Below are 12,723 nucleotides of genomic sequence, written 5' to 3'. Positions count from 1 at the left end.
CGGGAGGGGGATCCAAATTACACCGCGTCCAATGCCTGTGCGAAGTCGGCGATCAGGTCGTCGGCATTTTCAATGCCGATCGATACGCGCACCAGATTGTCGGTGATACCGAGCGCTTTTTTGCGGTCGTCAGCGACCGACAAATGGGTCATCGCGGCAGGGTGGCTGGCGAGCGTTTCGGTGCCGCCGAGGCTGACCGCCAGCTTGGCGATCTTGAGCGCGTCGAGAAAACGGAAGCTTTCGGCTTCGCCGCCCTTGATGAAGAGCGAGAAAGTCGACCCGGCCCCCGTGCAGTGGCGGTCAAAAATATCCTTTTGCGCGCCGGGTTTCAAAAAGCCGAGATAGCCCAGCCCGTCGACCTTGGGATGATCGCGCAGGAAAGCGCAGACTTTTTCGGCATTTTCGCCCGCGCGGCTCATCCGCAATTCGACGGTTTCGAGGCTACGCAGCAGCATCCATGCCGTGTGGGGGTCGCAGATGGTGCCGATGGTGTTGCGCATCATGCGGATGGGGGCGAGCCAATGCTTGGAGCCCAAGACGCCGCCCGCGACCAGATCGCTGTGGCCGCCGGCATATTTGGTCAGGCTGTAGAGCACGACATCGGCTCCGTGGGCGAGTGGTTTCGACCAGAGCGGGCCGAGGAAGGTATTGTCGATGGCGATGGGCGGGCGCGCATCTTCGGCGAAGGCGGTATTGACGGCGGCGCGCATCGCCTGAACATCGACGAGCGCGTTGGTGGGGTTGGCGGGGCTTTCGAGATAGACCATCGCGACCTTGCCGCCCTTTTCGTCGGCTATGGCTTTAGCGCGGGCCAGAATTGCGTCCATTTCTTCACGCGAAGCTTCGGCGGGGAAGTCGACATAGGAGGCACCAAAGCGCGACAGGATGCGCGCAATCAGCGTTTCGGTGGCGGCGTAAAGCGGGCCAGAATGGACGATGACATCATTCATGCTGACATGCGCCAGAAGCAGGGTGGCGATGGCCGACATGCCGCTGGAGAATACCAGCGCATCTTCGGCGGCTTCCCATACGCCAAGCCGCGCTTCCAATATTTCCTGATTCGGGCCGTTGAAACGCGAATAGACAAGGCCGTCGGCTCCGCCCGGACGCTTGCCGGTGATGCCTTCGAAATGATGCTTGCCCGCCGCCGCGCTTTCAAATGCAAAGGTCGAGGTGAGGAAGATCGGCGGCTTGAGCGAGCCTTCGGACAGCATCGGATCAAAGCCATAACCCATCATCAGCGTCGAGGGTGACAGGTCATGATCGCCAATCCGGGTGACGTCAGCCTTTGGCTTGCGGCGCGGGCTGGTTCCGGTGAGGTCGCTGTTGTCGATCGAGGTCATTGCGTATTCCTTGCGAGATGAGATAGTTTCAGTCGCAACTAGCGGCGTTTTGACCCTACGTCACCCCATCATTGCGATGAGCCAGATGGTGCCGATGAGGATCGGGACACCCAATATGTCGAGTGCGAGGCCCGCGGTCAGCATACGCGGCAGAGCAATATGATCGGTCGCCCAGGCGATGGCATTGGGTCCGGTTCCCGACGGCAACATAAAGCCCCAGCTTGCCGCCATCGCAACCGGCAGGGCGAGCAAGATGGGGTCGGCACCGGTCGCGGCAATCAGCGCCGCGAGTACCGGCATGATGCCGCTGGCGGTTGCGACATTGCTGGCAAATTCGGTGATGACGATGGTCAGCGCGACGATGATCATGGCGAGCGCGATGGTCGGGATGCTGCCCAGCGGAGCCAGAACACTACCCAGCCATGCGGCAAGACCGCTATCGGTAATCGAGGCTGCGAGTGCGAGGCCGCCGCCGAACAGCATGATGACGCCCCAAGGGGCGCGATTGGCTTCGTGCCAGTTGAGCAACGGGCGACCGGTGCCGTCGGGGAGGACAAAGAGCAACAGGCTGGCTGCGACCGCAATCGTGCCATCGGTGAGCGCGCCATCGGGAACATAGGGTTCAAGCAGGGGCTGCGCCATCCACGCCGTGACGACCAATATAACAATAGGGACAACGCGGCGTTCGGCCGTCGACCAAATCGCCTGATGCCCGAGCTCCTTTGCCGCCGCGACGCCGTCAAACGGGTGTGCGTTCAGTCTTTGCACGCGCGACAAGATGACCATGGCTATGGGGATCGAGATGATGACGACGGGGATGCCGAACATCGCCCAGTCGAGAAATCCGATGTGCAGGCCGAGCGATCGTTCGATCAGGCCAGCGGCGATGGCGTTGGTCGGGCTGCCCACCAATGTGCCGAGGCCGCCGAGAGACGCGGCAAAGGCGATGCCCATCATCACCGCACCCGCAAAGCCGCGCGTCTCGCCTTCGCCAACCCCGCCAGCACGCAGGATGGCGAGGGCGATTGGCACCATGATGAGCGTGGTCGAGGTGTTGGATATGAGCATCGACAAGAGCGCGGTCGCGGTCATGAAGGCGAACAACAGGCCTGTCGGGGTCGGCGATGCACGCTTGAGCAACGCGAGCGCCAGCCGCCGGTGCAGACCCACACGCTCGATTGCTAGCGCGATAAAGGCACCGCCGAGGATCAGGAACAGGATCGGCGAATAATATTCGCTGGCGATGGCATTGGCGTTCATCACCCCGAACATCGGAACGGTGAGAAAGGGCAGAAGGGCGGTGACGGTCAGCGGCATCGCCTCTGTCATCCACCAGATCGCCATGAGCATGGTCAGCGCGGCGACGCGCCATGCGGTCAGTTCCATGCCCGACGGGGCGGGGAGGAAAAGCATCAGCGTAAAGACGGCAAGCCCGCCGAACAGGCCGAACATTCGCGTTGTCGTCATACGGGGCTCACTCCGATTACCGATATTTGCCGACCATAGCCGTCTTCATCACGATGACAGGCGCGGCGATAGCTGAAATATTCCGTTTCCTCGGCATAGGTGTCCTGCCCGGTAATTGCGACACTGGTCACGCCAGCGGCGGCGAGGCGGGCGGCGACATAGGCCGCGATGTCGAACTGCGCGTGGCCGGGGCGTCCGGCGGCAAAGAAATGCTCATTGGCGGGATCGTCGCTGGCGAAACGCTGAACAAAGCTGTCATCGACTTCATAGGAGGCGCGGCCGATGCACGGGCCAACCGCTGCGACGATGTGGTCGCGGCGGGCGCCGAGCACTTCCATCGCGTCGAGGGTTGAGTCGGTGACACCCGCCAGCGCGCCTTTCCATCCGGCATGGGCGGCACCGACGACGCCCGCCTGATGGTCGGAAAACAGCACGGGGACGCAATCGGCGGTGAGGATGCCGAGAAGGAGGCCGGGGGTGCGAGTGACCATCGCGTCGGCTTCGGGTCGGTCGGCGGCTTCGGCGCAGTCGGTCAGGGTGATGCAGCGGTTGCCATGCACCTGATAGAGCCCCGCAAGGTCCGCGCCTGTAGCGATGGTGGCGGTAACGGTGGCGCGGTTGGCGGCGATCAGCGCGGGATCATCGCCCGACCCCAGCCCGCAGTTGAGCGAAGCGAGGTCGCCGGTCGAAACACCGCCCCTGCGTCCGAAAAAACCGTGCGGGACGGGGTGCAGATTTTGCGCGGTGATAAAGAGGGGAGGCGTCATAAATCGAGCCGCCAGATGCGGTCTTCGTCGATATGGTTGCCGACGCGAAACGGATTGCGACCGATATCAGTAAAGCCATAGCGGCGGTAAAAGGCCTGCGCGCGCGGGTTCTCGCTGAACACCGAGAGATAAAGGATTTTCGCGCGGCTTCGCGCTTCGGCGATACCCCAATCCATCAGCGCGGCGGCGACGCCGGTGCCCTTGGCGGCGCTGGTGACATAAAGCTGGTGCAGTTCGATCGCATTCTCTGCGGTGTGGCCTTCTGGCAGATCGAAATCGATCGGCCCCAGTTTGATATAGCCGATGATAGCACCGTCGGGATCGCGGTTCAGGGCAAATGACCAGCCGGGGTCTGCAAGTTGTGTTGCCAGCCGTTTGGGCGGATTCCAGCCGTCGAGGAAGATCGCGAGGTCGCCGGGCGCATAGATATGGCCGAATGTTTCGGTGAAAGCATGGTTGGCAAAGCGCGACAGCTCTGACGCCGCTTCGGGGCCGGGGTGTTCAATCTGGGTCATGCGGGCACGCTCTCTCCGAAAAAACCCTCGGGTATCGGCCAGTCGGGGGCGTGAATGGCGAGGACACGGAACAGATCGCCCATGCCATCTGGTGTGACAAGCCGGTCGCGCTGGCCAGTCAATTCTGCGGCGCGGGTGGGGCTTGCAGTGGCAAGGGCGGCGCAGCGGGCGTCTATGCCGAGACGATAGAGCCAGTCGCCTTGCCGCGCCGGACCGATGGCGCGAATGTCGGCGGCGTGCGCGGCGGTTGCGAGCGCGGTGAAATCGACATGGGCAGTTAGGTCGGCATCGCCGGGGTGGGCGAAGGGGTCGGTATAGCCGTGCGCCTTTACCGCCTGAAACGTATCGCCCGGGACGGGACCGATATAGCCATAGTCGATGACCAGCATCGCGCCATTCTGCCGCGCGATGCGGTCGGCGCAGGCGGCCATGACCGCGGCTGACGCGGGGGCGGTTTCGATGACGGTGCCGAGGGGTTGCCGCCTCAGCCGTTCGGGTATGGCATTATCACTCGCCGCCGGTCCGGCCATGGCGACCAATCGATCCTCCTCGCATCCCACCATAAGTTCGCGCCAACCGTCGTCGGCGGCCACATATTGATGGATGGGCAGGGCGTCGAAAAATTCATTGGCGATGATGATAAGTGGTTTGTCATCGGGCAAGCCGCGGGTGTCGAGATGATGGATGGCGGTGGGGTGGCGCTCTGTCTGCGCGGCGCTGAGGACCGGGCTGGTTTCGACCAGATGGATATCGACAGGCGTGCAGCCGAAGCTTGCCATGGTGCGCAGCGCATCGGCGGCGAGGGTGCCGCGACCGGGGCCGAGTTCGACATAGTCAAAGGCGGGACGGTTCGCGCGCATCCACAAATCGGCGATCCAGATGCCAACCATCTCTCCGAACATCTGGCTGATCTCGGGGGCGGTGGTAAAATCGCCCGCGACGCCCAAGGGATCGCGGGTGGCGTAATAATGGCCGTTGGCGGCGGCCATATAATCGGCAATCGTTATGGGGCCGCCCGCCTCTATCTGCTTGAGCAGCAGTGCCAGAAGGGGCGCTCCATCAGGCAACGCTATCCGATCCTGCTATTGGTTCGATGCGTTGACGACGACCCTTTGCTGTGGCGACCAGCCAGATCCCGCCCAGCAGCATCGGGATGGTTAGCGTTTGGCCCATGGTGAGTCCCCATGACAAAGTGCCCAATTGAACATCGGGTTCGCGGGCGAATTCGACGAGAAAGCGACTGATGCCATAAACAATGGCGGCAGCGCCGAACAACAGGCCGGGTTTGTAGCGCGCCTGGGTGCGCCAGAAGAGGAAGGCAAGAATCGCCATCATTACCAAGCCTTCGAGTCCTGCCTCGTAAAGCTGGCTCGGGTGGCGCGGGTCCATCGTGCCGCTTTCGGGGAAAATGATCGCCCATGGCACAGTCGTCGCACGACCCCACAGCTCTCCGTTGACGAAATTGGCGAGGCGGCCAAGGAACAGGCCAAAGGGAATGACGCAGGCGATATAATCGCAGAAACGCAGGAAACTCAGCTTTTCCTTGCGGGTCACATAATAGATGGCGGTGAGCACACCCAGCACCCCGCCGTGGAGCGACATGCCGCCGTCCCACAGCTTGAAGATGGTGACAGGATTGTGCCAATAGGCATCCAGATTATAGAAAAGCACATATCCAAGCCGCCCGCCGAGAATGATGCCGAGCATGGCATAGAAAATCATGTCATCGGCATGACGCCGCGCCATCGGCGCGCCGGGTTGGGCAATGAGTTTGAGCAAATACCAATAGCCGAGAAATATGCCGGAGAGATAGGCGAGCGCATACCAGCGGATCGGCCAGCCAAAGACCGAAAAGGCAATTTCGGAGTTCTGACCCATCAGGTCATTGAAGTTCACATATTGCGTTGCATCGGCTAGTAGCGCAAAAAACGTCATAAAGTCTTGGACCTTCCCCAGGAGAGGGCTTCCCCATAAGGGGTAAGTGCTACGAGACCAAGAGGAGAGATAGCCCATGCCATCCGCGCTCGATTTGCGCCTAGACGCTGCGTATCAACTGATTACGGGTCCAGGTGGCCCCATTGAAGTCGGCAGCATCGACCGCTTTGGTCTGTCATTACCCATCATCAGCAACGCCCCCACGAATCTGGCGGACTATGTCGGCCATTTTTGTATGCAACATGGCGATGCGACCTTTTTGGTCGAGGGTGACGAAAGGCTGTCCTTTGCCGAAGTCTATGCCGCCGCCCGTAAGGTCGCGGCGGGATTGATCGCCGGCCATGGTGTCCAGCGCGGCGATCGTGTCGCGATTGCCATGCGTAACGCCAATGCCTGGTGCGTTACCTATTTGGGTGTTTTGATTGCGGGTGGCTGTGCGACCTTGCTAAACGGCTGGTGGAACGGTGCCGAGTTGGCCGACGGGATTACCGATACCGAAACGTCGCTTGTGATTGCCGATCCGCAGCGTGCCGACCGACTTGCCGAGCCGGGCTTAAGCTACGGTGCGAAAGTCATCACGCTGGATATCAGCCTGCCGATCAATCAGGCGATTGCCCCGATTACGGACGCGGGCGGCAGTGCGGAAACAGAATTGCCGGTGCTGACCGGCGATGATCTGGCGACCATCTTGTTCACATCGGGTTCGACCGGCCAGTCAAAGGGGGCCTTTTCACGGCATCAGGCGGTGGTGCAGGCGACGTTCAACTATCTGACCCAGACGATGGGGATGGTCCATTTGCTGACCGAAGACGGTGAGATGTCGGACATTCAACCTGCGACTTTGGTTTGCACCCCGCTGTTCCATGTGACCGCCGAGATTCCCGTGTTCATGCAGAGCATCGCGCTGGGCCGAAAATTGGTGTTGATGCCGAAATGGAACGCTGAAGAGGCGATGCGCTTGATCGAAAAAGAGCAGGTCAATTATTTCGTCGGCGTTCCGCTGATGAGTTATGAGATCATGGTCCATCCGAACCGCAAAAATTACGACATTTCGGTTTGCAAAAGCTTTGCCGCAGGCGGCGCTCCGCGCCCGCCCGAACATGTCAAACGCCTTGCCGAAGAAATGGGCGGAGGAAAGCCGTTGTTGGGCTATGGCCTGACCGAAACCAATGCGGTGGGTTGCGGCAACCTCAACGAGAATTATCTGGCCAAACCGCTGTCGACCGGACCGGCATCCAAGCCGCTCGTCGATCTGGCCATATTGGACGACAATGGCGAACCGGTGCCACAGGGCGGGGTTGGCGAAGTCTGTATGCGGTCAGTGTGTAATTTCGAAGGCTATTGGGGGCGCCCTGACGCTACTCGTGAAGCCTATTTCGACAATGGCTATTTCCGCAGCGGTGACTTGGGCTATCTCGATGAGGACGGATATTTGTTCATCGTCGACCGCAAGAAGGACATCATCATTCGCGGCGGTGAGAATATCAGCTGTCCCGAAGTTGAAGCCGCGATTTACGAGCATCCCGATGCCAATGAATGTGCGGTGTTCGGACTGCCCGATGACCGGCTGGGCGAAGTTGTTGGTGCGGTGATCTGGATGAAGGCGGATAGCACAGCGGATGTCGATGCGCTGTGCGCGTTCCTGCGCGAGCGGCTGGCGGCCTATAAGGTGCCGGCGCAAATCTGGTTGTCGGCCGATGCCCTGCCCAAATTGGGTAGCGAAAAGATCGACAAGGTGAGTTTGCGGAAAGAATATCGCAAAATTTTCGCGAGCGAAGCCATAGTGTAACCAGACTGCAGGGAAGAGCGAACTCCTATCATGGCCCAAGCGGACGGTTCACTCTCCCCCCTGTTGACTGTTCGCCCTTGCCGCAGGACCCCATCCCCCCTGCGGAGCCGGTGCGCGTTTATCGTCACCGGCTGCCTACCCGTATCTGGCATTGGACCAATGCCGTCACCCTGTTGATTCTGCTGATGAGCGGGTTGATGATCTTCAACGCGCATCCCCGACTTTACTGGGGCGAGTCTGGCGCAAATTTTGACCCTGCATGGCTGGCAATCGGGTCTACACGCGACAGCGGATATTTGCGCGTCGGGACGTTGAAAATCGACACGACGGGCGTGCTGGGACGCTGGACCAACAGCGAGGGCGTCGAAAAAAGCTGGGCCTTTCCCGGCTGGGCGACGATTCCGACCAGTTACAGCCTTGCCGATGGACGCCGCTGGCATTTGACCTTTGCCTGGGTGCTGGTGATTACGCTGACGCTTTATATGCTGTGGACGGCCTTTGGCGGCCATTTGCGGCGAGACCTGCACGTCCGGCGGGGCGAATGGTCGCCCAAGCATATCTGGCACGACATCAAGGATCATGCTCGGTTGCGCTTTCCAACCGGCGAGGCGGCGGCGCATTATAATATCCTGCAAAAGCTCTCTTATATCGGCGTGATATTCCTGCTGCTGCCGTTGATGATCCTGACCGGGCTGACCATGTCGCCGGGGATCAATGCGTCGGCGCCATGGCTGCTCGACCTGTTTGGTGGGCGTCAGTCAGCGCGCTCGCTCCATTTTATCGCGGCCTGGTTGCTCGTCGGCTTTTTCCTTGTCCATATCGCGATGGTGTTGCTGGCGGGGCCGATCAACGAAGTGCGCTCAATGCTGACCGGCTGGTTCAAATTGCCGCCCGACAAGCCCGCGACCGAAACCCAAGCGGAGGAAGCGGCATGAGCGACCTGATCGTCCCGCGCCGTACCTTGCTCACCCGTGCTGGCGGGCTGATTGCGGCGGCGGGTGCTTTTCCGCTGTTGTCGGGCTGTGACGCGATCAATGAATCGCCGACAGTGCGCAAGATCTTGTCGATGGGCGAGGTGATGCACCAGCATAGTCAGCGGTTGCTGACCGATCGCAATGCGCTCGCCCGCGAATATAGCCGCGCTGACCTGTCCCCCGTTTTTCGTCCCAATGGAACCCGCATGCCGCCGGGTGCCGACTATGCCGCGCATGTTGCGAGCGGATTTTCTGATTGGCGCGTCACCGTGTCGGGGCTGGTTGGCAAACCGCTGTCCTTATCGCTTGCCGATATTCGCGCGATGACGCAACGGACCCAGATTACCCGTCATGACTGCGTTGAAGGCTGGAGCGCCATCGGGCAATGGACGGGGGTGCAACTGCGGCGCGTGCTGGAACTGGCAGGGCTGAAGGACAGCGCGCGCTATATTGTGTTCCGCTGCGCTGACCGGATAGGCGACGCCTATTATTATGAAAGCCACGACCTGATCGACGCGCTCCACCCGCAGACGATATTGGCGTGGGCGCTCAACGATGCGGTGCTGCCCATCGCCAATGGCGCGCCGCTGCGGCTGCGTGTCGAGCGGCAATTGGGGTACAAACATGCCAAATATGTTCAGGGTATCGAGGCTGTGGCCACTCTGGACGGATTGGGTTCAGGAAAAGGTGGCTATTGGGAAGATCGGGTGGGTTATGAATGGTATGCCGGCATCTGAACTCATGTAACCAAATTCCTTTTCCGAGCGTTATGGCCGAATGAGTATCTTACGCCCTTTTCTATCGCGCGTCGTCCGGCAAGGACGGCTGACCCTGTTGCTGCCCGATGGCGGGCGTGAGGTTTATGGCGCAGTCGCCGACGGCTTTCCCGACGTCACCATCCGCTTTACCGACGGTGCCGCGATGCGGCGCATCCTGCTCGACCCGCGCATAGGCGCTGGCGAGATGTTTATGGACGGGCGGCTGGTGATCGAGGACGGCGACATCATGCAATTGATTAGCCTGTTGCGGAGGAATGCGCCGTGGGAACGCGGCGGGACGCTGCGGCAAAAGACAATGCTTGGTAACCTGATAGCGCAGGTCAAGACGCGGTTGAACTCGATCAACGACCGCCGTCAATCCAAAGCCAATGTCGCGCATCATTATGACATCGGGAATGATCTCTACCGCCTCTTTCTGGATGCGGACATGCAATATAGCTGCGGCTATTGGCCGCGACCCGACATGACGCTGGAGGCGGCGCAAGCCGCCAAAAAGGCGCATATCGCCGCCAAACTGGCGCTTCGTCCGGGACAGAGAGTGCTCGATATCGGATGCGGCTGGGGCGGCATGGCGATCACATTGGCCAAGCTGTGCGATGTTGAGGTTTTGGGTATCACCTTGTCAGAGGAACAGCTGGCGCTGGCGAAGCAACGCGCCCACGAGGCGGGTGTCGCGGATCGAGTGAGCTTTGAACTGATCGATTATCGCGATCTTGCCCGTCGCGCGCCCGGACGTTTCGACCGTATCGTTTCCGTCGGAATGTTCGAACATGTCGGGGCGGCCAATTTCGAAACCTTTTTTCGCGCCTGCACCAATTTGATGACCGATGACGGGGTGATGCTGGTCCACACCATCGGGCGTTTTGGCAAGCCGGGTGCGACTGATGCCTTTACCCGCAAATATATTTTCCCCGGAGGCTATATTCCGGCGCTCAGCGAGACGGTTGCGGCGAGCGAAAAGAGCCGGTTGATCGTGACCGATGTGGAAACATGGCGGCTGCATTATGCCCTGACGCTGCGCGAATGGTATAAACGGACCGTCGCGCATGAGGCGGAGATTGTGGCGATGATGGACGCGCGCTTCTTCCGCATGTGGACATTTTATCTGGCTGGCGCGACGTCGGCTTTTGAAAATGGCGGGATGGGCAATTACCAGATCCAGTTCGCGCGTAATCGCCGTGCCCTGCCGCTGGCGCGTGATTATATGGCTGCGGACGAAGGGCGCTATTCGGGATAAAGCCGCGCCATCGCGTCCCAGCTGTCGCGGATCATTTCCTCCAGCACTGCCATATCGACCTGTTCGAGGCGATTGATGTACAGGCAGCTTTTGCCGCGTTTCCATTTGCCGAGACGTGTGAGCTGATCGGCCTGCTTAGCGCTGGTTTCGGTGTCGCAATATCCGCCCATCAAATAGATGGAGAGGTTCGCCTTGCGCGGGCTGAACCCCGTGCGCAGAAAATCACCTTCGCGCCCGCTGTCATATTTATAATGATAGCGGCCAAAGCCGATAATCGACGGCCCCCACATTTTGGGTGGCTCGCCGGTAATGCGGGTGAAAAGATCGACGAGGGTGCGCGCGTCCGCCTGTTTGCTTGCGGGTTCGACGGACGCAAGGAAATGACCAACCAGCGCGTCGGTTTCGACCGTTTTATTCGCCGCTTCGCTCATGCGCATGATCCCTTATGGAACAAGAGTTCAGTGGGAACTGTTCATCCTAAGTAACGCGTGCAAAAAGGCAATGCTGAGCATCCTGAATCAACGCACTGTGACCAAAAGGAGCCCTATGAAAAATCAGGATCATGAATCGCTGTCGATTGGCGCGGCCTGGGCGATGGCGGTGGGTGGGATGATCGGGGGCGGAATATTCTCTGTTCTTGGCGTTGTCATTGAACAGGCGGGGCGGCTCGCTTGGTTGAGCTTTGTCATCGGCGGGCTGATTGCGCTGGCAACGGGGTGGAGTTACAGCCGTTTGACCGTGCGCGGCGGACGCAGCGGCGGTGTCTATCATTTTCTGCGCAGTATCGACCAGCATGGCCCAGCCGCGGCTATCGCTTGGGTTTTGATCCTCGGTTATGTTCTGACTGTATCGGTTTATGCCCATACTTTTGGTGCTTATGTCGCGCATAGTTTTGGCGCGCCGACGATTGTCAGTCATTTGTTGGCGATTGCGGCGATTGTCTTTGTCACCGGCATCAACCTGCTGGGGGTCGGAGAGAGCGCGCTGACCGAGAAAATATTGGTTGGCGGCAAGTTGTTGGTTCTCGGCGCATTGGCTGTCGCGGGGATGTGGCAGTGGGCGCCTGAGCAATTGTCACCTGCCAGCGAAACCGTCGGAATTGGCGGAGCGATCGTCGGCGCGGCTCTGGTGTTTGTGGCCTATGAGGGTTTTCAACTGCTCGCCTATGACTATGAAGTGATGGAGCGCGCCGAACGCAGCCTTCCCATCGCCATGATGTCGGCGATTGCTGCCGTTATCGTTATTTATGTTTGCGTTGCGTTGGGTGCGGCGATGCTGGTCGGGGCCGACCGCATCATTGCCGACAAGGAAGTGGCGCTGGCGGCGGCGGGGAGCGCGGCTTTTGGTAAGCCCGGCCTGATCGTTGTGACGATTGCCGCCGCTTTCTCGACAGGTTCGGCGATTTTGGCGACGGTGTTCGGCACCGCGCGGCTGGCACAGCGGGTGCAAAGCGAGGGTGATTTGCCCAAAGTCTTTGGCCATACCAACAGCGAAGGCACGCCGGTTGGCGCGACCTTGCTGATCGCGGGTGCGGCGATGATGCTGGTGTGGATTGGCAGTCTGGGTGAACTGATCGAGGGCGCTAGCTTGGTGTTCCTGTTGACCTTTGCCGTGGTCAATTTCCTCGGCTGGCACGGCAAGGCGGTTCATCCGTTGATCGGCGCGGGCGGATTTGCTGGTGGTCTGGTGGCAGCAGCCTTGCTGAGCCATCGCCTGTTTCAGCAATCACCAGCCGAACTGGCGCTGATTATCGTGCTGTTGGCGCTGGCGATCGGTTTTGGTCTTTGGCGCGCGCGCGACAAGGGGGCTGCGGACGCAGGTTGAGCGGAATCGCGCATTTTGGCGCTCTACCCTTGTGGGCGCGGGGCCACCCTGTTACGCGCCGCGCCGATTGCCTTTGCCCTTGGGAGCCTTTGT

Annotated in this window: 12 protein-coding genes; 5 read left to right on the top strand and 7 right to left on the bottom strand. The window is 60.3% G+C overall.

Annotated features, from left to right (window positions below):
* Positions 1-17: 17 nt before the first annotated feature.
* The 6 genes from ACR3XE_RS11570 to lgt are packed head-to-tail and all read right to left on the bottom strand — an operon-like array spanning position 18 to position 6,027.
* Entirely contained in the window at positions 18-1,343 is a 1,326-nt protein-coding gene (locus ACR3XE_RS11570) for a cystathionine gamma-synthase family protein (protein WP_473700041.1), read from the bottom strand.
* A gap of 60 nt (positions 1,344-1,403) precedes the next feature.
* The gene (locus ACR3XE_RS11565) at positions 1,404-2,810 is read right to left on the bottom strand and encodes an SLC13 family permease (protein WP_473700042.1); all 1,407 of its coding nucleotides are present in this window, start codon (positions 2,808-2,810) and stop codon (positions 1,404-1,406) included.
* On the bottom strand, positions 2,807-3,577 hold the full coding sequence (gene pgeF, locus ACR3XE_RS11560) for a peptidoglycan editing factor PgeF (protein WP_486185757.1): 771 nt from the start codon (positions 3,575-3,577) through the stop codon (positions 2,807-2,809). Before pgeF ends, ACR3XE_RS11565 begins: the two co-directional genes overlap by 4 nt.
* Positions 3,574-4,092 carry a GNAT family N-acetyltransferase gene (locus tag ACR3XE_RS11555; RefSeq protein WP_473700044.1) on the bottom strand — a complete coding sequence of 173 codons (519 nt, stop codon included), beginning with the start codon at positions 4,090-4,092 and terminating at the stop codon, positions 3,574-3,576. Before ACR3XE_RS11555 ends, pgeF begins: the two co-directional genes overlap by 4 nt.
* Complete coding sequence (locus ACR3XE_RS11550) at positions 4,089-5,159, bottom strand: class I SAM-dependent methyltransferase (protein WP_486185756.1); 1,071 nt, start codon at positions 5,157-5,159, stop codon at positions 4,089-4,091. The genes ACR3XE_RS11555 and ACR3XE_RS11550 overlap by 4 nt, the downstream gene beginning before the upstream one ends.
* A complete protein-coding gene (gene lgt / locus ACR3XE_RS11545; protein ID WP_473700046.1) occupies positions 5,152-6,027 on the bottom strand; it encodes a prolipoprotein diacylglyceryl transferase in 876 nt (291 codons plus the stop codon). Before lgt ends, ACR3XE_RS11550 begins: the two co-directional genes overlap by 8 nt.
* A 76-nt stretch (positions 6,028-6,103) precedes the next feature.
* On the opposite strand from lgt, the gene ACR3XE_RS11540 reads away from it, so the two are divergent.
* The 4 genes from ACR3XE_RS11540 (at position 6,104) to ACR3XE_RS11525 (ending at position 10,806) form a co-directional block, all read left to right on the top strand.
* On the top strand, positions 6,104-7,816 hold the full coding sequence (locus ACR3XE_RS11540) for a class I adenylate-forming enzyme family protein (RefSeq protein ID WP_473700047.1): 1,713 nt from the start codon (positions 6,104-6,106) through the stop codon (positions 7,814-7,816).
* A 110-nt stretch (positions 7,817-7,926) separates the two neighbouring features.
* Entirely contained in the window at positions 7,927-8,751 is an 825-nt protein-coding gene (locus ACR3XE_RS11535; protein WP_473700048.1) for a cytochrome b/b6 domain-containing protein, read from the top strand.
* Entirely contained in the window at positions 8,748-9,527 is a 780-nt protein-coding gene (locus tag ACR3XE_RS11530; RefSeq protein ID WP_473700049.1) for a molybdopterin-binding protein, read from the top strand. Before ACR3XE_RS11535 ends, ACR3XE_RS11530 begins: the two co-directional genes overlap by 4 nt.
* Positions 9,528-9,567: 40 nt before the next feature.
* Complete coding sequence (locus ACR3XE_RS11525; protein WP_473700050.1) at positions 9,568-10,806, top strand: class I SAM-dependent methyltransferase; 1,239 nt, start codon at positions 9,568-9,570, stop codon at positions 10,804-10,806.
* Here ACR3XE_RS11525 and ACR3XE_RS11520 read toward each other — a convergent pair.
* Positions 10,794-11,237 carry a DUF1801 domain-containing protein gene (locus ACR3XE_RS11520; protein ID WP_473700051.1) on the bottom strand — a complete coding sequence of 148 codons (444 nt, stop codon included), beginning with the start codon at positions 11,235-11,237 and terminating at the stop codon, positions 10,794-10,796. The two genes, ACR3XE_RS11525 and ACR3XE_RS11520, sit on opposite strands and share 13 nt — an antisense overlap.
* A 115-nt stretch (positions 11,238-11,352) precedes the next feature.
* Here ACR3XE_RS11520 and ACR3XE_RS11515 point away from each other — a divergent pair, with 115 nt between their 5' ends.
* Positions 11,353-12,630 carry an APC family permease gene (locus ACR3XE_RS11515; protein ID WP_486185755.1) on the top strand — a complete coding sequence of 426 codons (1,278 nt, stop codon included), beginning with the start codon at positions 11,353-11,355 and terminating at the stop codon, positions 12,628-12,630.
* Positions 12,631-12,723 lie beyond the last annotated feature (93 nt).

This window comes from Sphingopyxis sp. 10G20-10, assembly GCF_057365075.1.
Note: the sequence above shows the minus strand (reverse complement) of the source record. Positions and strands in the feature narration are given on the sequence as shown.

Bases quoted from the DNA above. Each gene is read 5' to 3' on its own strand.
- ACR3XE_RS11530 (WP_473700049.1), top strand. From the start codon at position 8,748: ATGAGCGACCTGATCGTCCCGCGCCGTACCTTGCTCACCCGTGCTGGC.
- lgt (WP_473700046.1), bottom strand. From the start codon at position 6,027: ATGACGTTTTTTGCGCTACTAGCCGATGCAACGCAATATGTGAACTTC.
- ACR3XE_RS11525 (WP_473700050.1), top strand. From the start codon at position 9,568: ATGAGTATCTTACGCCCTTTTCTATCGCGCGTCGTCCGGCAAGGACGG.
- ACR3XE_RS11565 (WP_473700042.1), bottom strand. From the start codon at position 2,810: ATGACGACAACGCGAATGTTCGGCCTGTTCGGCGGGCTTGCCGTCTTT.
- ACR3XE_RS11570 (WP_473700041.1), bottom strand. From the start codon at position 1,343: ATGACCTCGATCGACAACAGCGACCTCACCGGAACCAGCCCGCGCCGC.
- ACR3XE_RS11520 (WP_473700051.1), bottom strand. From the start codon at position 11,237: ATGAGCGAAGCGGCGAATAAAACGGTCGAAACCGACGCGCTGGTTGGT.
- ACR3XE_RS11540 (WP_473700047.1), top strand. From the start codon at position 6,104: ATGCCATCCGCGCTCGATTTGCGCCTAGACGCTGCGTATCAACTGATT.
- ACR3XE_RS11515 (WP_486185755.1), top strand. From the start codon at position 11,353: ATGAAAAATCAGGATCATGAATCGCTGTCGATTGGCGCGGCCTGGGCG.
- ACR3XE_RS11555 (WP_473700044.1), bottom strand. From the start codon at position 4,092: ATGACCCAGATTGAACACCCCGGCCCCGAAGCGGCGTCAGAGCTGTCG.
- pgeF (WP_486185757.1), bottom strand. From the start codon at position 3,577: ATGACGCCTCCCCTCTTTATCACCGCGCAAAATCTGCACCCCGTCCCG.